This window comes from Aureimonas sp. Leaf324 (assembly GCF_001423245.1).
Taxonomy (GTDB): Bacteria; Pseudomonadota; Alphaproteobacteria; order Rhizobiales; family Rhizobiaceae; genus Aureimonas.
The window spans coordinates 1-20,538 of record NZ_LMOH01000029.1; the positions used below are offsets into that span (position 1 = coordinate 1).

Below are 20,538 nucleotides of genomic sequence, written 5' to 3' on the forward strand. Positions count from 1 at the left end.
GACCTTGCCAGCGACAATCAGGATGATACGATCCCAATCGCCGCGACATGATCTGTCTCATTTAGATCGTCGCCAGCGTCTCACTCAGATTGTCGCGCTATAGTGGAAACGACTGGGCTTGACCCACGCACTCACGAGGTGATTGAGGTTGGGGTCATCCTCGCATTGTATGATGATGCAGGGATCGGCGAAGTCATCGACGTCTACTCTGCCCTTCGCCAGCCAGACAAACCCATTTCTACCAAGATCACGCAGATCACCGGCATTACGAACGCCATGGTTGCCGGGCATCGTATCGACGCCGAGGCACTTGCGAGTTTTTTGTCTCGCGCCGATCTGATTGTTGCGCATAATGCCGCATTCGACAGGCCATTCGTCGAGCGTCTTTGTCCTAACCTTGGAGCGAGGGCATGGGCTTGCTCGAGTCAGGAAGTGGACTGGCAGGGGCTCGGCTTCGAGGGGAGCAAGCTTTCTCACCTCGTCGGCCAATGCGGGTGGTTCCACGATGGTCATCGGGCTTCAGTCGACTGCGCGGCACTTCTAAGGGTGTTGGACACCCGGTTGCCCAAGACGGACGAAACGCCTTTCCACTACCTGCTTCGCTCAGCTCGGCAAGCCCGATCGCGCATCTATGCACAAGCCAGCCCGTTCTCGGCGAAGGACCGATTGAAGGCTCGTGGCTACCGCTGGAACGACGGCAATGACGGCCGACCCCGAAGCTGGTGGATTAACGTACCCGATGCGAAACTCGAGAGCGAGATAAGATTTCTGCAGGACGAGATCTACTGTTACGAAGTCGAACCACCAGTGGTCCGGTTGACCGCATGGGAGCGCTATAGAATAGAATAGCGTCCATTCGGACTGAGTTGGCGAAATGGATCCCGTTTTATCGGATGGGCTGCGCCTGATGGCTGCGGCGCTGAGCCAACCGTGGAGCGCCCGCCCCATCAGAGTTTTGTTGAGCCCTTCCCTTCGATCAATCTCCACGCCCTTCGCATCCGGATCAGTGCGATGAGTCCGCGGACTACAGGGTTGGTCGACCAAATTGTATAGCCTGCCTGATCGGCCCCCACTGAGTGGTCCGGTTGGAAAGTTAGTTCAGGGTTGGTCGTTGCACCAGCGTTAGCTTGGCCGGCGGAGCAGGTCGGGTAAGCGACGCCGTGAAGTTGGAAAACGTTCTCGGCAAAGGCGATGCCGGCGATGTCGAGGGTCATCTCAGTGCTCCTTTCGTGTTGGCAGATCTGAAGTCTGCGCCCCGAGAGGGAGAGCCGTCCATGCCATTAAGTGGCGCAAGGAGTTTGACGGCCTGAGGGTCGACCAGGTGAAGCGGCTGAAGGATCTGGAAACCGAGAACCAGCGGCTTCGCAATGCGGTCGCCGATCTCACCCTGGACAAGCTGATCCTCAGCGAGGCCACACGGGGAAACTACTGAGCCCTGCGCGCCGGCGGGCTTGTGTCGAACACGTCATGACGGTGGCGAAGCTGTCCGAGCGGCGGGTATGCCACGCCCTTGGGCAGCACCGTTCGACACAGCGCCAAGCGCCGCGGGGCCGAGAGGACGAAGAGCAGCTCACGGCCGACCTCATCGAACTGGCCCGTCAGTATGGCCGATACGGGTACCGGAAGATTGCGGCGCTGCTGCGGGACGCGGGTTGGATCGTCAACGACAAGCGCGTGGAACGAATTTGGCGGCGCGAGGGTCTGAAGGTTCCTGCCAAGCAGCCCAAGCGCGGACGGCTCTGGCTGAATGATGGCTCCTGTGTTCGGCTGCGGCCCGAGCGGGCGAACTACGTCTAGTCCTACGACTTCGTCGAAGACCGAACGCATGATGGTCGCAAAATCCGGATGTTCAACGTTATCGACGAGTTCACGCACGAATGCCTCAGCATCCGGGTCGCTCGCAGGCTCAACTCGACGGATGTCATCGACGTCCTATCGGGCCTCTTCATCCTGCGCGGGGTGCCCGGCCACGTTCGTTCCGACAACGGGCCCGAGTTCATCGCGAAAGCCGTGCAGGACTGGATCACGGCCGTTGGGGCGAAGACCGCGTACATCGCACCTGGTAGTCCATGGGAGAACGGCTATGTCGAGAGTTTCAACGCTCGCCTCAGCGACGAACTGCTCAACGGCGAGATCTTCTACAGCCTGCGAGAGGCGCAGATCGTCATCGAAAGCTGGCGGCGGCACTACAATACGATCCGGCCGCATGGATCGATCGGCTACAAACCGCCGGCACCAGAAGCGTTCGTGCCAGCCTTCGCCGCGTGGCCGGCTGCGCTTACCCGACCTGCTCCGCCGGCCAAGCTAACGCTGGTGCAACGACCAACCCTGAACTAACTTTCCAACCGGACCACTCAGTGGGGCGCCTTCGCCGAGTTGCTGCTGGTCGCCGGACGCGGTGCCGGTGGTGGCTGAGGCCCCCATTTGGGAAGGGACTGGATCGACTGGAGCCGACGTCGCCAACGAGCCCGGTATCTGCTGGGCATGGAGCTGCACGACGCCGAAACCGATCAGCCAGAGCACGGAGTAGAACGTTAGAATGATCCTCTGCAGGTTGTGCATATCAGCTGACAGTACCGCTGGTGGCCCAGTCTCGCACGCCGCGCAAGTAGGCTCGGGCAAGGCCCGCCTCGCCGATCCGGGCTGCGGCCATGCAATCGCCCGGGTTCGATCCGAAAAACGGCTCCGTTAGTACGGTCGGCGCCTGCGAGGCGACGACCGATGAATGGCCTCTATCGCCAGACTGCAGGGGCTTGAGGCCGAAGCCGTGCCTCAGCGTAAGACCGAGAACGGCACCGACTTCGGCGACGAGTTCGGTCGCGAGTCTGCGCCCGTTCGCGCTTCCGGACGAAAACAGCATTTCCGTGCCCGTGGACTGCGCGTTCAGTGCGTTGAAATGGAGTTCGAGGATGCAGGCCGCGCCCCAGGCATCGACCTCGCGATAGACGGTTGCGATCTCTTGGCTGTACTTCCCGATATGCACGCGATTGAACTTTTCTGCGACGATATTGTAGTGACCGGCTTCCTCTATCATTTTTTCAGCGACGACCGTGTTGTAGGCGAATTCGGATCGACTAATCGGTGAAACCGCGACCGCGCCGGGCGAAATGCTGTTGTGGCCAACCACAATCGCCAATCTGACGAGGTTCGTAGCACCCGCGGTGCCGGTGGCAGCCGGGCCAGCAATCGACAGGCCTAGCAACCCCTCAGCCTCGCCGAAGAGGCCGAACACCTTGTCCATGTAGCTTGGGTCTGCCGCATAAGTCGGCGCGAGATGGCGGATGTAGCCCGCCGCGTCGTTCTTGAAATCCTCCCACTCGTCATAAGGTCCGCTGGCGATGAAGTGCCAGTAGCCCTTGATGAAGGCGTCCTCGGACGTGAAGCGGCAATATACGTCCGTGCCGTCATCGGCTGCATAGTCTACGGGCGTCGCGAAGCCCTGCATTCTGGCGCGGTATTTCAAGCCGCCGAAATTTAGGTGCTCGCTCGCTAGTCGGCTCGTTCCGCGGCTGGACTCGAGGATCCACTGCGAGAGGCAGGCGACCTTCTGCGCTTGGGTCAGGTCGGGATCGTCGCGCAGGGCTTGAACGAGGCGGCCCCAGGGCGTGCTGCTCGTGGTCGTCACGCCCGTCGCGCTCGGCGGCACACCGGCCGACACTCCCGTCGTCACGGCCGGCGGCGGCGAGGTTGCCTGAAGCGCCTCGTCGGAATAAGTCACGACAAGCTGAAACTTGTCTTCATCCTCCAGGATTTGAGCGACAGCTCCATCGTTCCTGAAGACTGCAGCTAGATCCTGCGCCTGCTGCTTAGTGAGATCGCGGTAGATTCGCTTAAATGCCATGACCGAGCCTCTCGGAACGACTGGCCACGTTGAGCCAGATCTGAACGATAGGGACGCACGTCGATAGCCTGCACCGCAGCGTGGATTGAATATCCAAACTCTAAGTGCGAAGGAAGTGATGCGATGCGAAGTATAGGTGCCGATCGGACCTTAAGTGACATGAAAGCATAAACAGCGCCGATTTGCAACTTATGTTTGGCTTGCCCGCATCAGGTGGCTCAGTCCAATTCTAATGCATAGTGGGCTTTGATCCTGCCCCGGACTTTGGCCCAGGTGTCATCAGAGTTCTGGGGCTCTTTGACCTGCCCCCGTTCCTGGACCACTTGGCCGGCCGTCATCCAGCTGCGACCGGCGGCGGGCCATGTGTCGCTGACCGGTTCACCAGTGATATCGGCGGCTTGTTGCCGATGGCGCTATGGGGTCGCACCTCGTTGTAGTCTCTACGCCAAGCCTCGCATTTCCACACTGCGTCGTCGAGGCTCATGAACCAGTGCTGGTTCAGGCACTCTGCCCGGAACTTGCCGTTGAACGACTTGGGTGTTCGCGTTGTCGGTCGGCTTTCCAGGCCGGGAGAAGTCGAGCACGACACCGCGGGTGTAAGCCCACAGGTCCAGCTCGCGCGAGACGAACTCGCTTCCCTGGTCGACCCGGATCGATGCGGGATAGCCCACCTCACCGCATACACGTTCGAGCACGTCCACGACATCCGGAGCCCGGAAGCTGAAGCGCCGCACCACCGCCGGCGAGAACCGGCTGAAGGTATCCACGACGGTCAGGATCCGCAGCTTCGGTACCGTCGCAAGTTGGTCATGGACAAAGTCCATGGCCCATACCTCGTTCGAGCAGGACGCCACGCAGCGGTCTTCCCGCAGCTTGGCCTTTACCCGGCGCTTGGGTGGTTTGTGCCGCAGTTGCAGACCCATCTCCTTGTAAAGACGATAGATCCGCTTAGCGTTTACGTCCCAGCCCTCCCGGCGAAGCAGCAGAGGGATACGTCTGTAGCCGTATCGCACTCGAGTCTCGGCGATCTCCTTCACTCGCTTCTTCGGATCGGTCTGATCGGCGCGGCGCCCACGATAGTGGTAGCTCGATCGCTCCGCCCGAAGCACACCGCAGGCTCGCCGAATGCTGACCTGCCACGTGCTCCTGACGTCGTCGACGAGTTGCCGGCGCCGGTCAGGCCTTACAGCTTTCGCGAGACGACTTGCCTAGCAGCATAGCCTTGTCGAGGCTCAGGTCAGCGACCAGCGGCTTCAGCTTGGCATTCTCCTCCACGAACTGGCGCAGTCGCCGCATTTCCGACGGCATCAGTCCCGCATACTTCTTGCGCCAGGCGTAGAACGTCGCCTCGCTGATCCCGGTCTTGCGGCATACCTCGCCGACGCTCGTGCCGTCCTCGGCCTGCTTCAGCATGAACGCTTGTCTAGAGCCTCGGAAAACTTCGAGCTCTTCATTCCTCGCTCCTCTTCCTGGCCCTCTTTAATAACTGGAATTTTCCAGCTCAAAGCGGTCGAGGAAATGGGCAGCAGGTCACCTATGGCTGGGAACTCACGATCTGCGGACCAGCGACATCGGGCAAGGCAAGGGAAAACTCCGCGATGATTTTCCGGAGCCGCGCGCCCCAGGGCGGGATTCCGACGGCGACCGTCTGGGCCGGGCGGCCGTCCTCATATTCGTAGGACACGAGAAGATCACGGCCGTCCTTTGAAAAGCCGACGCTCGACAGCCCGGAGTCCGCGACGAGCTTGTCGTCATTGCCTGCCGGCCTGCGACCGTTCTGGTCATCGTCCGACTCCTCCCTGTCAGTGAAGACGAGTTCGGGTCCGGGGCTCAATGGAGCCATGTCGAACAAGCGCACCGAAGTGGTCGAGCCGTACCAATCGCTTGACCGAGCGGCGAGCAGGCCGTCGCCGATGGCAGCGAATGCGACATTATGGGCGTAGCCCGGCGTCAGGCGGCCCTGCTCGGCGCCACTCGCTATGTCGATCAACGCCCACTCGCACTCGGAGCGTGGAACAACCGCGTGATCTTCGCCCAGTGGGAAGAAGATCGGCGATATGTCCTCAGCTCTCTGAGGCCCGCCTTCGACCACGCCCTCGCGACGAAGCGTCAGCGAGGCGCCTGTGCGCTCGAAGATGAACCACAGCCAATTCGTCTCAGTGTTCTCGTCGTTGAAGATGGACTGCATCGCCACGACGCCCTGCCAGCGTCCGTCGGGCGACTGCGATTTTGTAGCGATCAGTCCGTACTCCTCCCTAAACGCAGCGGCAAACTCGGGAAAGCGCTGGCGCATGTCGCCGATGCCGATTTTTGAGACAGGTTTCGGTTCCTTCCATTCGTCGTCCGGCTCCTCGGTGACTATCCGAAATTCCCCGTCTGCCCACTCAAAATACTGCGTAACCGTTTCTGAAAACGTGAATGCGCTGGCTTCCGAACCCTCGGGAGATCGCACTCGGTGCCAGTCGTAGGTGTTCCATAGCCGCTGCGGCCGGTCGCTCAGGATGCGGAACGGGTTACCGGTCGAGCACGCGCCGCGCTGGCTCCGCGCCGCGCGCTTGTCGAGTGCGATGGAAGCGAACTTCGTCGCATCGACCAGAGCGAACTCCAGATCATCCGCCGCCGCCGAAGTGTACCCAGCCTCGTCTCCGCGGAGGACGAGCAGCCGCCGGCCGGCGGGATCGAAGAAGAGCGGGTAACCCTCGACAGCGAATTCGAACTGGTTCGTAGCGACGTCGGACACGCGCGCCAGGCCGTCGTCATAAATTGCGATCTTATTGAACTGGCTATCGACCGTACGGTCGCCTTCGTAGTCGGTGGACCAAATCAGCTTCTTGGTCGTCCGATCGAAAAGCGCCGTTAATGGATTGCCGTTGCCGCCTCCCGTGCCCCATCGATAGTTGGAAACCAGCAGGCGATCGCCCTCGTGGCTAAAATCGATGCGATTGAATCCGGCGGAGCCGGCGATGGCCGTCTTAAAGTCGCGTCCGAACGCCAATCGGCCATTCACGATTTTGATCCTCTCGAACGCGATTGTTCCATCTAACATGCCTGCCGACACGAAAGACGCGCCGTTTGAAGCAAGCGACCGACCGCTCGTTATACTCTCGGACGAGCGCTCCACGAGCGTTTGAGTCTTTACGTCTAGCGCAACGAGTTTGTCGTTTTTACTATAAAGGTAGAAACGCGCATCTGACGGGCCTTGAAGAGACTCTAGATCGAACCCGAAGGGCGCAAACCATGCAGTGCTCGTGTCGGGCGACATCGCAAGAAGATCGCGTGCTGAAACGCTTCGCGCGGCATCGACGAGCTGCGCCTGATCTGCGCGGCCGTCGGTCAAGCAGGGGATGGCCTCGCGGCAGAGCGTCAACGTCCTCGACTTCGCCACGCCGGTCTGCGGGTCGATGACGGTCATCAGCATCGGTGGGTTTTTCGGTTCGCTCTCGTATAACTCGGTTTCCTTGCTCTGCGCCCGAGGCGGCGAACCGAAGACGATGAGCGCCTCGCCGCTTGCGTTGAAAGCGATCGACCTAGCGATGTGATTGAGGGTGAGACGCTTGAGTTGAGCACCGGTCGAGACGTCCCACAGCGCTACGTCGTAGCTCCGTGCGATCGCAAGCACATGGGCTTGAGGGTCGAAAGCCACGACGATTTCGCGGTCGGTCGTGTCGTAGTCGCTGCGTGGCAATGCTCGGCTTTTCGCGCTCGCCGAAAAAGGCAAGCGCGGGCCGTCGCGGTTCTCAAGCATAGCAGTCAGCATCTCCCGGTAGAAGGAGGCCGGCAGGTCGGCGACGTCGTTCCGTTTGGTCAACTTGAGCACCTCGAGCAGTCGGTCGCGGGCGCGGCCAGGCCGGCCCTCGCGCGTGAGCAGGGCGGCTTCTTGGGCCGAGCCTTTGAGCAGTTCCTCCTCGGCGGTGCGCGTCTGCTTCTCCGCTTCCGACCGTCGCACTTCGGCGACGCCGCGCGCGTCGCTTGCGGCCACCGCCTGCCAGACCGCGATCCCGAGGAACACAGCGAGCGTCGCGCTGGTGCCGCCCGCGATCCACTTGAGTCGCCTCTCAGCCTTGATTTCGTCCGATAGGATCTCGTCTTTCGCCCGTCCCTGGATGGCGGCGGAAAGATCCGCGATCAGACCGAGGAAGTTGTCGTCGCGATGAAGCGTATCTGCCGCGGCAGAGCGGAACGCCCTGAGGTCGACCCACCTAGGTTCATTGGCGAAGACGCCGCGCAACTCCTCCGGCAAGGGTGAGCCGGGATCGTTGAACCTGAAGTCGTGGGCGGTGTCGTCCCAGGCGATCTCGCCGTCGGTGACGACAAGGAGTATGGTGTCGGCTCCCTTCGCCTTGAGCCAGTAATCGATCTCCCGTGCGACCCATTTCGACGCCCGCGCCTCGGCGGATGCGAGCAGGATGAAGTATCTCGATTGGTCGAGCGCCGCTTCGACGGCTCCCCATAGGTGAGGGGACGCCGAGAGGCTGGTTTCGTCGAGGAACACCCGTAGCGCATGCCGGCGCAGCAGCGGCTTGCCAAGCGTCGCGAGACCTTTGCGCAGCGCACGAGCAAAAGTTCGGTCGCGCCGATGACTGTACGAGACAAATGCATCGAACATGCCGACGCTCCCTTTAGCTGTCTGGTGGGTGTCAGATCATCGTTGGGAGGTATGATTGCTTATTCGGGCGACGATTTGAAGCCGTAGATCCGATCGACGTTTGCCGCCGCGTAGAGCAGATAATCAGAGCCGTCTGTTTCAACACGCAGTCTTTGCGAGCCGCGCAGATGACTCGACAATTGGTTGGACGTCTGCCCAGCGATCCTGCTCGACGAGATGCGCTCATGCGGGAGGATAGGGGCGGAGACGTTCGATCTCTGTTTCGCGTTGAGCGGATTGACCTTGTCTCTGGAGAAGCGTGTCGCCGTCTTCCAGACGACGCGATACGCGAGGAACGAGGGCTGCTGTTATCACCTGTTTGCGTGTGAGTTCACTGGCGAAATCAGCGACATGGCTGGGTCTATCGCAGACTTGGCGCCCCTTGATTGAAGCCATTTGAAGGGACCGGAGGATGGATCGTCAGGCCATCCTATGTCTCTGATCGAAGCGTAATGGTACATGTCCACCTTCTGCATCCTAAGTATAAGCCAAATAATACGCTCTATACTCACTGTAACGATCGCAGAAACACGGTTGTCGTACAGGTCTGAATGGATAATTACGATATTTTTGGGGCGTTTACCGTCTGTATTGAAAGGTAAACGATGAACTGCACTCTCATATCATAGAAAAAATAATAAATCTCGATATCGCGCAAGTGGTGTTACTACTTCTCGGCGATAGAAATATTGTTCGTGGCGCTGAGGAAGTGCTCGTGCGGCCCAAGTCCCCCAGGCTCAAGCCGAGGCGACCATCGACATTGGCCGCCACATCAATAGCTTCGCAATTCTGTCCGACGCCATTCAGCGTTGAGATTCCTCGGGTCGCTTCAGTTCGAGAGGCAGACGTCGTAACATCGAAACCGCTCTCCACTTGCCCGGGGTAAGTCCAACATGGGTCCAAGCCGTGCTCGAAGGTTTGTGGCTGACGCAATGGACCGGTCGATTAGAATAACAAGGCTAGCTCACCTTCGCGAACATAGAAAATAGAGCCGCTGAGCAAACTAGCCGCATTTCTTCGCCAGCTCCTTGAGGGCATAGTCCAGCGCCGAAATTCTGTGCAGATCGTCGGCATTGCGCTGGGCGAGCGTGCGCGCGCGCGTCACTTCGGTCCGCAAGTTTTGGCAATCCGAGTTGGGCAATCCACGGACCGCCTGCAGCAGCGCTATTGCCGCCTGATAACCAATGAAAGGCTTTTCCAGATCGGGGTTCAATCGATCGGCCAGCCACGTAAGCTGATCAACCGCAGGAAACATCTGCAGTATGCCAATGGCCGCGAGGCGATAACCCGCTGAACTGTGTTCCATAAACGTTGTCAGCAGCGACCGAGCGGCGGGCGCCTCCGCCTTCATCTCTTCGATAATGTCAGTCATTCGGCGGGTCCGGTTGGGGCCAGGCTGCAGATCGTTGCGAACCGCATCGTAGGCTTCGCATAGCTCGCGCAGACGCTGCGACATCCTTGCATGTGTTGGAGGAGCAGGTTCTACCTCCCGCTTCGGCAATTCTTCACGCAGAATGTTTCGCACAGCCTGAAGCAGCCCAAGCCTAGCGTGCTCACTAAACTCGGCGCGCGTGGGATAGGCACCCGTCAGGCCTATCGCCTCAATGCGTTGCCTAAACTTCATGACCTTGGTCAGTTGATCGACTTCATCCGGTGACGTCGGCGGACTTGATGGCTCGCCGCTGAAATAGAACATGATTGTCGGTTTGCCGGTCTTCTCACGACGCGCCAAGGCCTGGTTGAACTCATGCACGGTGCCGCTGTCCGCGCCCCCCTTAGTGGCGGTGCCGCATCGCTTCCACATCATGCCGAAGTGGATGTCGTAGTCGGGCGGAATCTGTCGATCGATGACCGCTTGCGGCTCGTCGCCCATATCGGGATGGGCGTCGCCCTTGTAGTCGACCAACCTGAGTGTGACGTTGCGTTCGGGCGCAAGGAACATCACCACGTCGTTGATCTCGGCGACGAGGCTGCGCAGTGCTTTTCGCTCGTCTTGGATGTCGGATGGGGTCGAGACGAATATGCGAACCAGACGCGGCTCCATCGGATCATGCTCCCTGTGCCAAGAGCGTTGCCGCCCGTAGACGGACCGTTGCGGTGAGATGTCGACGCTAGATTACTTTAAGACCGGCGACAAGATCACGCTCCAAAACTGTTTTCATCCGGAGACTCAAATTCTCGCAGGCAGAAAGAACATGAAGGCGTCAAGTATTCCGTTCCATGCCGGACGCGACATGCAGACGTTCTCGCCTTCTCGTCCGCGCAGCAACGGCGCGGCCCCCACTTCGGCTGCAGTAAGGATAGACATTGCGTCTCCCATGCGCTCAGCGCATACCGAAGCAATGAGTGTTTCGCCTGAGAGCGTGACTTACTGCGCCACCAAGAAATGGCGTCTGGCACCTGTTTACGGCGTGACGCTTAGCACCGTGTCATTTTCGACGAAGGCGACAGCGTATTGCTGTTGATCAGTCGTATCAAAGGTAGCGACTTCGATACCGGTTGCGACGTCGGAAAGGTGCACGATGCCGTAGACGTCGCTCTCGGCACGCCGCATGCAGTCCTGCGACACGACACTGGAAGCGCCGAAACCGGTGTGCCTCGGCGCAGCGCATCCGCTATCGTCCCGGCGAGATCAGAACTGGCAGCGGTCTCTTCGTCGTCACGAAATACCGGCCGGACAAAGGTGGAGCCAGCGCCGGTGCCCCTGGGCGGCCGGTAGGTCTCCAGGGCAGTGTGTATCCACCGACCCCATTTCCTATCGTGGTGTCTGTAGCTGATCAACGCTTTATAGCGTTGCTCTCGCGGGTCGGCCGTGTCGCTCATCTTCGACTGACCTCTACCGCGACCTCAGTTGCTCCAGCCCGCTGACCTGATCCATGGTCGTCTTGATCATCCACTGGCTAACGCCATCGAGGGCGGTTGCCTCCTTCAGGGCGGCGTGTCCGGCGGGGTCGTCAAGCCCGAGAAGCGCCTCAGCGTGGGTCGCCCTGGCCCAATAGAGTTGCTCCCTGGCTGTAGCACTGAGCCTGCCGTCCTTGGCAAGGCGTTTGAGGATCAGGTCGGCTTCCTGACTGGCCGCAGCGACGACACGACGCCGGGTGCGGCCGGCGAACACCCGGTCAGCGATTTTCTCGTCGCCCTCATTGATGCTGGCGCGCAGATCGAACAGGAAGGCGAGATTGGCGCCGTTATAGTGATCCTGCCGGATAAGGAAGCCGCGCTCCGCCGCATAGATCGCCGTATCGAGGTCCGCCCGTTTCCGCTCGTCTTCCTGTCCGGGAAGAAAGAAGCGGCGCTTGTGTACGGCGCTCCACAACCCCAGTGTCTCCGGGTCGGTGGTCCGCTCCGGGTCAAGGAGACGCAGCAGGTCAATCGCCTCTGCATAGGCACTCGCGGCAGCTTCTGGATCTCCCGGCAATTGTTGTTCGCCCAGCTTGTAGGTGACAAATGCAAGTTCCCTCAGCACGCGAGGGCGGACGGGGCGGGCGCCCTTGTCGGGATCCAGCGGGAGCTGGTTGTAGACATCGAGCAGGATCGCGCGTTCAGCGGCGAAATTGCCGGCGATGCGTGCCGCTTCGACCTTCTGCCAGATCTCGGCATAGGTGTCGCCCCGGTCGGCGCCGCCATCCTGCACATCCATCGGCCTGGCCGCAGCGCTGAGCTGGACCGGCGGCTGCAGTTTGAGAAACGTGTACACAGGGCTATCAGGACTGTCGTTGGCTTGGATTGCGGCGATGGCCTTCTTGATTTCACCCTGCATCCGGCCCGCTTCTCCAAAGCCGATATCGCTCCCCAAATGCGTGTATTTCCTTATAACGACGTGGTTGATGTCGAACGGGCTTCTGAATTCGCGCTCGGCGATCACAATGGTGGAGCGCGGCCGAAGCGCATGCCGAACACCAAGCTCGAATACTGCATTAAGATTCGACGTCGAGACGTCGGCTATGACGAGGTCGGCGTTGAAAAGCTGCTCGTACATCGGCTTGTCGATGACACCGGAATGGTAGATTTCGTCCGCTCTAACACAGCCATACCCGCTGTCCTCGACAGCGGGCTTGATGATGTGATGGTAAGTCGCGTCGAGATTAAGTTTACGCCCGGTTTCGGGGTCGGTCTTTTCCCCAAAACCCATGATGACGAAGCATTCCGGCATATTGGTCTCCCTAGTCATTCCGAGGCAAGCTTAACGGATCCGCTGACGTAATTGAGGCGCGGAGTTTCTCTGCCTCTTGGACCAATTCGGCCGTACCCCCCTCCCTCCCGCGCTGGCCGTCCCACAGCACTAGGAGGTGGATGTCGCCTACCTTGCGTGCCCGATTCAGTAGTCGCAGGTTGCATGCCGTGTAGGCGGCCGCTGTTGTAATCGGCAGATTCATGATTTCGCGCCGGATCGGTGGCGTAGCATCCCACAATGCTTGGAAGCGACGTTCCCAGTCGCCACCAGCGCTGGCGACCGACGTCCCAACGAAAATTTCTGGAGGGAAAGGCAACACGATTGTCGCCTCGACCGAGACGTGCTGGCAGGCTTCTAGGAAAAGGATATCGCCACCGTTGGCACCGCTGCTGAACGCTTGGATTGCATTAGCCTGATCGGCAATCCGGCCGACCTCATGCCGTAACCACGCCGCCGCCGCCGCTTCCCGAGCGGCGGGAAAGCGTTGAACCGGCCTCTCAACCGCATCAACCATGTGGCCGCTTCCCACCAAAGCGATCGGAGTTCTCATCACGAAGTAACCTCCCCACCGGCAGGAGATAACATCGTAGCTTGAGAGTCAAATATTCTGCATCGGTTAGAAACTTCGCTTTAGACGCGGACGATTACCTGTTAAAAATCAATTTAATTGTGTTATCAGTAATATAAAAGCAATACCGTGTAGACTAATCGCGACGGGAACCGCTTTGAACTACGTATTCCGGTACGCCAGCCAATGTTCTGTTGCCGTCGGTCCCCACATATGGTTCTTCAAAAACGCGGCGTGCTGTTGGTTTGCGACAAATGGCTTAACCTGCCTGTCTGGGTTCGTGACCGAGCGGCCCTTATTCAATTCCTATTCCCTGGATTGGACTATGCGGAGATGCGGGATCTGGCCTTGAGTGTTCGGCCCGTGATAGCATTGACCGACTGCACCTTTCTCTGATCGTCTTTCGCGGTGGCGGCAGTGGACAGAAGTCACGATATGCTTGCAGCCTGCCGCGACCGTGGGCTCTATAATCACGGGTACTTCGACAATGCCAGCGACCTGCTCGCACTTGCGAACGTGGCGCTGGAGCTGCTTGGCGCGCAATAGGAGACTCAGATGGCCGCTAGGGAAACCATCGGCGACTACAAGAAGGGCGACAGATTGAACACCGATAGCATCGGTGAGAGCCTGCCGCCCGAGGCGGCGGAGCTTCGGGGGATCCTTAGGAGCTCCGAGGTCGAAGGAGCCAACAAGACTAGACGCGATTTCAGCCAGAGGGCCGGGAGTTACAAGGATCAGTCGCGCGTTCTTGCCGCCGTAATTGTCGGTGGCTCCGGCATCGCAGCGCTTGCGAGCGGATTGCTGCTCTATGGCCAGGAGCGCACGGATGCCGCGGTTGCTGGCGGACTGCTGGACTTCGCGACGAAGTACCAACTGGGTATCATCGTCGTGCAGATCGTCGCGCTGCTCGCCGCAACGGCCGCGACGACGATCGTCTCGGGACGGGATTACGGCAAACTCTGGACTGAGGCGCGTCGCAAAGCGGAACTCGGTCGTACCGAAATCATGAACGGCATTTTCGCCAAGGTCCAAGAGCGGCCAGGCACTGGCCCCAATTCTTTGTTGGCGCAGTTCTTGCAACTCTTTGTCCGCTATCAGCTTGACCTGCAGATCGACTACTACGTGACTGAAGCGAAAGGTGCGGAGAGGAGCAGCACCTTCTGGCTCTACCTCAGTGCCGCCTTCAGCGGCCTCGCGGCCGTGATTGGGATGATCGGCGGGCTTAGCATTCCCGGCGCGCTTGTCTTGGCTGCATTCTTGGGCGTCGCGACACCGATCGTGCTGTCTGCGCTGCAGTCCTGGGTCACGGCGACTCAGCCGGAGGCAAAGGCGGCATCGTACCGCTCGGCCGAAGAGGAGTTGCGTCGGCTGCGTCGTAGCCTCGATACGGTGCGGGCCGCTGCAGCAGCCGGGGACACCACCAAGGTAAAGCTTTTTGTTGATAGCACACAGGCCATCATGGCGGCCGAGAACGGCGAGTTTGTGGGGCTCGGAAAGCTCGAGCTGCAGACCGACGAGTGAGGGGATGACGATGAGTGCAAGGTCGGGCCTGCCTGCTTGGAACGTAGTGCTGCAGTTCATGACGGGGCCTGGCGTCAGTCCCGCCTCGAGTAGCTGTAAGCGTTTCGCGATCGCCGGATTGCAGCGGCCGATCCGTATCCTGTTCCTGCCCTGCCACCCGAGCGCCGTCCCGATGGCGCTGGCTGCGCATGATATCCTCGACGCCCAGTTGACCGCCCGGGGAGTGGCTATGCCGTATTTTTGCGGCGTGGCCCGAACAGGCGACTGTATGGCCTGGAGCGAGCCGGCTTGCGAGCAAGTCCTCGTGCCAGTCATTGGGGCGGACTTGGCGGCCCCAGCCCAACCCCACGGCGGTGCCAGCAACGCAGCCGACTTCATCGTTGACTGGCTGGCCTGCGGGCCGATGGCCCGCCTGTTGCCGGCGGTCATGCCTGGGGTTTCAACGGGGTCAGCACTTGCGAAGGTCCCACTGCAAGCCTCACGGGCCAATGCCGTGCCTTGGGGCGGCAGCCCACAACACTTGGCGGCCATCGCCTTCCGTTGGCAGCGGCGGAGCGCCTTCCTAAGCTACCGTCGCCAGGATGCGGCGCCTGTTGCGGACCAAATTTTTGATGGCCTCGGTCGGGCAGGATACCGCACCTATGTCGATCGTTTCTGCGGTACGGCCGGCAGCTATTTTCCTGACGAGCTCGCTGAGGAACTCGCCGACAAAGACGTCGTCGTGGTCCTCGAGAGTGCTAATATCCGGAAATCGACATGGACGATGTGGGAGGTGGCGTTCGCTCACCGCTACCGCATAGGCGTTGTCGCGATCCAACTGCCCGGCGCGCCGGCGCTGAAGCGGATCACCGATCGCAAAAGCATCGCCACCCTAAACAGATCGAACCAGTTGTTCGGTGCCGACCTCGACGACGTCATCGAGTTCATCGCGCTCAACACTGCTTTGGGGACACCGCGCCGGGCCGCCTTCTACGAAGCGATCGTCGCCTCGGCCGCAAGCTCCGGCGGCGGCTCGTCCCAGAGCCTCGGCGACGGCCTGCTGCAGGTCGTCGACCGCAAAGGCGTGTCCAAGGCCGTGGTGCTAGCGCATGGACGTCCGGGCATCCTGTCGGACGTGCGCCGGCTCGACGTTCCGGCTGCCCAGGCGACCGGGGTGACACCGCTGCTGGTTGGCCAGCATGAGCACTTGCCCGCTACTGCTGCCGACGACCTCAAGTGGATCGCAGGCCAGCGCGGTATCTCGCTGCGCGGCCGCTTTGACACATACATGCACGTGAAAAACTTGTGCTGAGGCCGCCATGGATATACTGATTTTTGTCGATCCTGATGCCCACGAGCAACGACTGGCGCTGGAGATCGCGGCGACAGTCGCCGAGTTCTGCGCCGTTGAGCGGCGGTCTGCATCTGTTCTCGCTGATGAGCCGACGGCGGTGGAAATCGGCATCGGCCTCCTTGGGCTGATCGATCCGCCGACGGTCGAGGGTGGCGGCCGCGCCGGTTCCACCATCACGCTGCTCCCTCCCATCTATCGATACGACGAGGACTACGTGCATGCCGATGGCGAGGTGCCCGACAACTCGTTCAGGACCCTACTCGATGCCGGGGTGTTCGCCCGGCCCGCGGATGGCGACCGGACGTCCAAGGTGGCTGGCGACCCACTAAGTGACGCCATTGTGGAAGGGCAGCCACTGATTCTGCTAGGACTGGGACTAGCCTCGGAATACTGGAAGACAGTGCAGGCTCGCCTTCTCGACCGATCCAATACCGAGGTGTTGTTGATCGATGGATTGGCGCCTCTTCTTGACGATCGTATCCTCCAGAAGCGTCTATCTCAACCAAGACTGTCTTTGGCCGAGCGGCGCACGTTCGAAGACGACCGTTTTCACGAGGCTGAGAGGGAAGCTTATCACGATGGCCAAACGGTCGCCGGAGTTATCGAATTTCTGCGCGAACGGTTCGATCGTCCGGCGCGGCGGCGCGGCGGCTGACCCGTTGCGCCGTATCCTCGTGCATGCGATTTAAAGGCGCTGGACCTAAAGCGTCATCCATGCCCCCTGCGAACGGATTCTCATGCCGCCGATGCGTCCCAGTCTCGCGAGGCGCAACTAGGATCGGTCGGTCCGCAGGGAATGCGGATTTTGCAACTCGATCTCCCAAGCGCGACCCTCATCCTACTACCGCAAGTTCTCAAGGACTGCGACTCGCTGGCGGAGCCCTGACACCGGATGCAGCCCCGAGACTTCGCCTCCGGCAAAAAGGTACCGAGAGCCAGCGTCATCGGCGATCGCGGCGTTGCCCGCACGATCGACCAGGCTCTGAAGATCGGCTTCCGTTTCCACGAAACCCGGCCCACGGAGGTGGGAGTCGAGGGCTACATGGAGTGGGTAGATCCGGCTACCGGCAGCGAAACGGGATTGAAGCGCTCGACGCTCCTCTCGGTCGCGACGACCTCTTCGCTCCGCTTGACCGCGTTCCGGACGATCTGAAGATTGAAGATGCGCTGCTCGAAGAGCTTCTGAATCGGCTTCTGGGTCAGCCGGGTCCGCCGCTGCACCTCGATCCGGGTCAGCGCGGCCGGCTTCTCCCGCGTCGTCAGCTCCACCACCTCGGCTTGGGGCACCAGGACCGAGTCCAGAACCTCGGCGCCCCGAGAATTGCAGACCCGCAACAACCTGCCGACCAGGACGAGCTTCAGCACCTCGGGAAACGTACAGATCACGGCTTGCCGGGCATCGGCGAGGGTCGCCATGCCGGAAGGGATCCTCTCGACCACCTTCCCCCAGAAGAGCTTCCATGGTGCTGTCGACATTCCTCGCGCCGAAGCGGTGCTGGGCGTTGTAGACCCTGCCGGCATCGGTGATGCTGACGAAGTCGCCGGCCTGCACGATCGCCTCTATGTGGCGCCTGGTAAGGTCCGTCCTATTCATGACCCCGCCCGTCGATGCCGACGTGGCGGGTGTCGAACCAGTGTGTGCGGTCGATGTTCTCGTTGTCCAGGAAGCGCACCGGCGGCAGCTGCTCCTGCAGCTCGACGACGCGAGGATCGGCGATCAGCACGTTGCGCCACTGTTCCTCGAGACCGCTCTCGAATACGAACTCACGTTGACGGAAGGGATCCACGACGAAGTCGACGCGGGATCCGCGCTTCTTCGCGGACGGACGGCGAGATGCGGTGGAATCATCGATCATGGGCGTGCTCAGTTGGTGGCGGCGATCGGCATTCGGGGGAATGCTCGGCACTCCGGTCCCGACGCCACGCTGCCTCCTTCTCCGGAGGCAAACGGCGCAGCCAATCGCTGGAGGGATGCCTGAGGACAGGCACACCCCCCAAACTAGCGTGCAGTTGGGTATGGCAGGGAAGCTTTTCGTCATGCGTATCAGCCGTAGGGAACTGTACGAGCGCGTTTGCCAGAGTCCGTTGAGCAAGATCGCACCGGACTTCAGCATTTCCGGGACAGCGCTGGCTGCCATCTGCCACAAACACCGGATTCCCTACCCGGGATCAGGGTACTGGACGCGCAAGGGCTTGGGACTTGCTGTTGAGCTGCCGCCACTGCCCGATAGCATCGATGAGACCATCGAAATCATGGCAGCGCCGGCGAAGCCAAGACTGAAACGGCTGGAAGGGGAGGCGGCGGCCTCAACAAGGAAGCGAGCCTCCAGGCCTCCGCTTCCACCTCGGCACCCCATCCTATTCGGCGTTGAAGAGCACTTCCGCAAAACACGGGCGGCGGAACGGGGCGAGTTCCTTCGGCCGTATAAGCGTATCCTGCCAGACGTGCGATCATCGGAGGCTTCGCTCTCACGAGCGCTATCCATCGCGAACGACGTCTACGTGGCGCTGAGGGATCAACAGCTTGACGTTCGAATTGCGCAAGCCGGCGATGACCTGCATGGAATTCATGTCGACGAGCAGGAGGTCGCGCTCAAAGATCGCAGATATGGTCGCTATCACTCTGGCGGTATCTGGTCGCCAGATCGCCCGACGGTCTTTACAATTGGTGCCGTGCCGATCGGTCTGGCGCTCATCGAAATGACTGAGCGCGTGACGATGCGATATTACGGTGGTGATTATCACCGCGAGGATAGCCACACGATCAGATCTGCAAGACCCTGGCAGCTGGCAAACTCCTGGACGACCGAGCAGGACATGCCGTCGGGTCGATTTCGGCTTGTTGCCTACTCGCCGAAACGAAACGTTGATTGGTCATTGCGATGGCAGGAGGCGGATGGGCGAACCCTACAGACGCTAACTGCCGCGATCGTTGAAGAGCTGAAGGCGTCGGCCGATAGGGTACAGCGCCTCATGGACGCCGAGGAGCGAGCGGCGGCTGAGCGGGCAAGGGAAGCGAAGGAGCGTTGGGAGCGTTACGAGCGCGAAGAGGATGTTCGAAAGGCTGCACAAGCAATTGTCGACAGTCAAAAGCAACTTAGTGATATTATCGAGCGATGGGGAAAGGCGGTGACCGTCGAGCGATTTTTTACAGACATAGCTCAACGGTTAGACAGCGTGGATACAGAGCGTCGAGAGTGTATCGGAGAGCGCGTCGCACTTGCCAAGGCCATGTTGGGGAGCACTGATCCGTTAAAATTCATCGAAGACTGGGTCTCTCCTGTTGAGCGGTATCGTTCGAAATTTTAAACTCTCGTACAGGCGGCCAGATCTGTTTCCCAAACCCGAAGCTCCATCAATCCCCATATTTTCTTGTACCATCCGCTGTCTCTGCGGAGTCACTTGTAGGACGGCTGCAATGCAACGTAGCGAATAGGATCTCCAGCCGGTCGAAGCTCGCTCGTGAACCGGAAATCGTGTCATAACTTAACTGCTTCACCCGCGGATGTCTGCGAAGCGCCCATGCCGGTCATTGTCGCGGCTTAAACTGGATCCCGAAATCGGTCGTTCGTTCATCGCGATCAGCGCACCAGCGATCAAACCGCAGCGCTGATCGGTACGACCAGCGCATCGAGATCGGCGACCTGATCATGATCTCGACGGTCATTGTCGCTTACCCCGCGATTACCGCCGGATCTTCAAACGGATGGATGAAGGTGAGGCCACAGGTCCGGAAAAGCGTGCGGCTTCCCAGACATGGCGTATTTTCGATCGCGCCGGCGAGTCGAGCCGCCGAGTCTAAGATGTCCGTGATGGTGGGAGGCGAGCTGGTCATGGTTCCCCGGGGGACACGACCTCGGAAGCGGCGCTGGTGAGGTACGCCCCGATGCCGGTAGTTGACGTGCATGGCGATCAAAAATCCCCGCCACAGCACAAGACGCGCAGCAGCGCGCCATCGTCAGTATTTTGTGGCCGCCGGCCGTTGCTTGATGGCTCACTTCTCAGCGGACCGGTTATTGCTCCTCCGCGAACCCGGCGCGGATTTCGCCGCTGAGCTTCGCCGCCTTTGCCGCCGCTTTTTCTGGCGTCCGCAGGTCGCACTCCCATGCCACTAGAACCTTCCAGCCCGAAGCCTGCAATTCGACGGCGGCAGCGGCATCGCGGGCGACGTTACGATTAAACTTGTCCACCCAGAATGATGTGTTTGTCTTCGGCGTCGTGGCGACCTTGCAACCTTCGTGCCGGTGCCAGAAGCAACCATGCACAAAGATTGCGGTCCGATATCTTGGCAGGACGATGTCGGGTTTTCCGGGCAGGCGATTGCCGTGCAGCCTGAACCTGAACCCGAGGCGATGGAGCGCCTTCCGGAGCGTGACCTCAGGTTTCGTGTTGGTCGATCGAATGCGCGACATGCGTTCCGAGCGCTGGGCAGGGGTCAGGGTGTCCACCATTACCG

General features: G+C 60.4%; 15 protein-coding genes and 2 pseudogenes. 7 read left to right on the forward strand and 10 right to left on the reverse strand.

The window, feature by feature from the left end:
* The first annotated feature begins 102 nt into the window (after positions 1-102).
* On the forward strand, positions 103-849 hold the full coding sequence (locus ASF65_RS19260) for a 3'-5' exonuclease (protein ID WP_280137653.1): 747 nt from the start codon (positions 103-105) through the stop codon (positions 847-849).
* A gap of 98 nt (positions 850-947) precedes the next feature.
* On the opposite strand, the gene ASF65_RS21585 is transcribed toward ASF65_RS19260, so the two are convergent.
* On the reverse strand, positions 948-1,214 hold the full coding sequence (locus ASF65_RS21585) for a hypothetical protein (RefSeq protein WP_156369394.1): 267 nt from the start codon (positions 1,212-1,214) through the stop codon (positions 948-950).
* 68 nt (positions 1,215-1,282) lie between these two features.
* Between ASF65_RS21585 and ASF65_RS19270 the strand changes: the two are divergent.
* Positions 1,283-2,337: pseudogene (locus ASF65_RS19270) on the forward strand (IS3 family transposase); the annotation flags it as partial.
* A gap of 226 nt (positions 2,338-2,563) precedes the next feature.
* On the opposite strand, the gene ASF65_RS19275 reads toward ASF65_RS19270, so the two are convergent.
* From ASF65_RS19275 to ASF65_RS19300, 4 genes and pseudogenes are all read right to left on the reverse strand, one after another.
* The gene (locus tag ASF65_RS19275; RefSeq protein WP_055893050.1) at positions 2,564-3,841 is read right to left on the reverse strand and encodes an N-acetylmuramoyl-L-alanine amidase; all 1,278 of its coding nucleotides are present in this window, start codon (positions 3,839-3,841) and stop codon (positions 2,564-2,566) included.
* Positions 3,842-4,175: 334 nt separating this feature from the next.
* Positions 4,176-5,295, reverse strand: a pseudogene (locus tag ASF65_RS19280) (IS3 family transposase).
* Between the two features lie 80 nt (positions 5,296-5,375).
* Entirely contained in the window at positions 5,376-8,447 is a 3,072-nt protein-coding gene (locus ASF65_RS19290; protein WP_055893052.1) for a toll/interleukin-1 receptor domain-containing protein, read from the reverse strand.
* A gap of 1,042 nt (positions 8,448-9,489) precedes the next feature.
* A complete protein-coding gene (locus ASF65_RS19300) occupies positions 9,490-10,530 on the reverse strand; it encodes a hypothetical protein (RefSeq protein WP_055893056.1) in 1,041 nt (346 codons plus the stop codon).
* Positions 10,531-10,588: 58 nt separating this feature from the next.
* Here ASF65_RS19300 and ASF65_RS21725 point away from each other — a divergent pair, with 58 nt between their 5' ends.
* Positions 10,589-10,951 (forward strand): hypothetical protein, encoded by a 363-nt coding sequence (locus tag ASF65_RS21725; RefSeq protein WP_162239509.1) that lies wholly within the window; start codon positions 10,589-10,591, stop codon positions 10,949-10,951.
* 371 nt (positions 10,952-11,322) lie between these two features.
* On the opposite strand, the gene ASF65_RS19305 is transcribed toward ASF65_RS21725, so the two are convergent.
* Together ASF65_RS19305 and ASF65_RS21595 are read right to left on the reverse strand one after the other, a co-directional pair.
* Positions 11,323-12,639: a tetratricopeptide repeat-containing protein gene (locus ASF65_RS19305; protein ID WP_055893059.1), complete on the reverse strand. Its 1,317-nt coding sequence runs from the start codon at positions 12,637-12,639 to the stop codon at positions 11,323-11,325.
* 10 nt (positions 12,640-12,649) lie between these two features.
* Entirely contained in the window at positions 12,650-13,174 is a 525-nt protein-coding gene (locus tag ASF65_RS21595; protein WP_156369396.1) for a hypothetical protein, read from the reverse strand.
* Positions 13,175-13,783: 609 nt separating this feature from the next.
* Between ASF65_RS21595 and ASF65_RS19310 the strand changes: the two genes are divergently transcribed.
* From ASF65_RS19310 to ASF65_RS19320, 3 genes are read left to right on the forward strand one after another with little or no spacing between them, the layout of a single operon-like run.
* Positions 13,784-14,749: an SLATT domain-containing protein gene (locus ASF65_RS19310; protein WP_055893062.1), complete on the forward strand. Its 966-nt coding sequence runs from the start codon at positions 13,784-13,786 to the stop codon at positions 14,747-14,749.
* Between the two features lie 4 nt (positions 14,750-14,753).
* Complete coding sequence (locus ASF65_RS19315; RefSeq protein ID WP_055893065.1) at positions 14,754-16,040, forward strand: toll/interleukin-1 receptor domain-containing protein; 1,287 nt, start codon at positions 14,754-14,756, stop codon at positions 16,038-16,040.
* A gap of 7 nt (positions 16,041-16,047) precedes the next feature.
* Entirely contained in the window at positions 16,048-16,737 is a 690-nt protein-coding gene (locus ASF65_RS19320) for a hypothetical protein (protein WP_055893067.1), read from the forward strand.
* A gap of 383 nt (positions 16,738-17,120) precedes the next feature.
* Here ASF65_RS19320 and ASF65_RS19325 read toward each other — a convergent pair whose 3' ends face one another.
* Together ASF65_RS19325 and ASF65_RS19330 are read right to left on the reverse strand one after the other, a co-directional pair.
* Positions 17,121-17,498, reverse strand: coding sequence for a hypothetical protein (locus tag ASF65_RS19325; RefSeq protein ID WP_055893071.1), 378 nt, complete (start codon positions 17,496-17,498; stop codon positions 17,121-17,123).
* Positions 17,499-17,668: 170 nt separating this feature from the next.
* Positions 17,669-17,938, reverse strand: coding sequence for a hypothetical protein (locus ASF65_RS19330; protein WP_055893074.1), 270 nt, complete (start codon positions 17,936-17,938; stop codon positions 17,669-17,671).
* 229 nt (positions 17,939-18,167) lie between these two features.
* On the opposite strand from ASF65_RS19330, the gene ASF65_RS21120 reads away from it, so the two are divergent.
* Entirely contained in the window at positions 18,168-19,391 is a 1,224-nt protein-coding gene (locus ASF65_RS21120; RefSeq protein WP_244486845.1) for a hypothetical protein, read from the forward strand.
* Positions 19,392-20,095: 704 nt separating this feature from the next.
* Here ASF65_RS21120 and vsr read toward each other — a convergent pair.
* On the reverse strand, positions 20,096-20,533 hold the full coding sequence (vsr, locus tag ASF65_RS19335) for a DNA mismatch endonuclease Vsr (protein ID WP_055893077.1): 438 nt from the start codon (positions 20,531-20,533) through the stop codon (positions 20,096-20,098).
* Positions 20,534-20,538 lie beyond the last annotated feature (5 nt).

Excerpts from the sequence above, each read along its gene's own strand:
- ASF65_RS19310 (WP_055893062.1), top strand. The coding sequence starts at position 13,784 with ATGGCCGCTAGGGAAACCATCGGCGACTACAAGAAGGGCGACAGATTG.
- vsr (WP_055893077.1), bottom strand. The coding sequence starts at position 20,533 with ATGGTGGACACCCTGACCCCTGCCCAGCGCTCGGAACGCATGTCGCGC.
- ASF65_RS19325 (WP_055893071.1), bottom strand. The coding sequence starts at position 17,498 with ATGGCGACCCTCGCCGATGCCCGGCAAGCCGTGATCTGTACGTTTCCC.
- ASF65_RS19290 (WP_055893052.1), bottom strand. The coding sequence starts at position 8,447 with ATGTTCGATGCATTTGTCTCGTACAGTCATCGGCGCGACCGAACTTTT.
- ASF65_RS19300 (WP_055893056.1), bottom strand. The coding sequence starts at position 10,530 with ATGGAGCCGCGTCTGGTTCGCATATTCGTCTCGACCCCATCCGACATC.
- ASF65_RS19315 (WP_055893065.1), top strand. The coding sequence starts at position 14,754 with ATGACGATGAGTGCAAGGTCGGGCCTGCCTGCTTGGAACGTAGTGCTG.
- ASF65_RS19330 (WP_055893074.1), bottom strand. The coding sequence starts at position 17,938 with ATGATCGATGATTCCACCGCATCTCGCCGTCCGTCCGCGAAGAAGCGC.
- ASF65_RS19305 (WP_055893059.1), bottom strand. The coding sequence starts at position 12,639 with ATGCCGGAATGCTTCGTCATCATGGGTTTTGGGGAAAAGACCGACCCC.
- ASF65_RS21595 (WP_156369396.1), bottom strand. The coding sequence starts at position 13,174 with ATGGTTGATGCGGTTGAGAGGCCGGTTCAACGCTTTCCCGCCGCTCGG.
- ASF65_RS21725 (WP_162239509.1), top strand. The coding sequence starts at position 10,589 with ATGTCGACGCTAGATTACTTTAAGACCGGCGACAAGATCACGCTCCAA.
- ASF65_RS21585 (WP_156369394.1), bottom strand. The coding sequence starts at position 1,214 with ATGACCCTCGACATCGCCGGCATCGCCTTTGCCGAGAACGTTTTCCAA.
- ASF65_RS19320 (WP_055893067.1), top strand. The coding sequence starts at position 16,048 with ATGGATATACTGATTTTTGTCGATCCTGATGCCCACGAGCAACGACTG.
- ASF65_RS19275 (WP_055893050.1), bottom strand. The coding sequence starts at position 3,841 with ATGGCATTTAAGCGAATCTACCGCGATCTCACTAAGCAGCAGGCGCAG.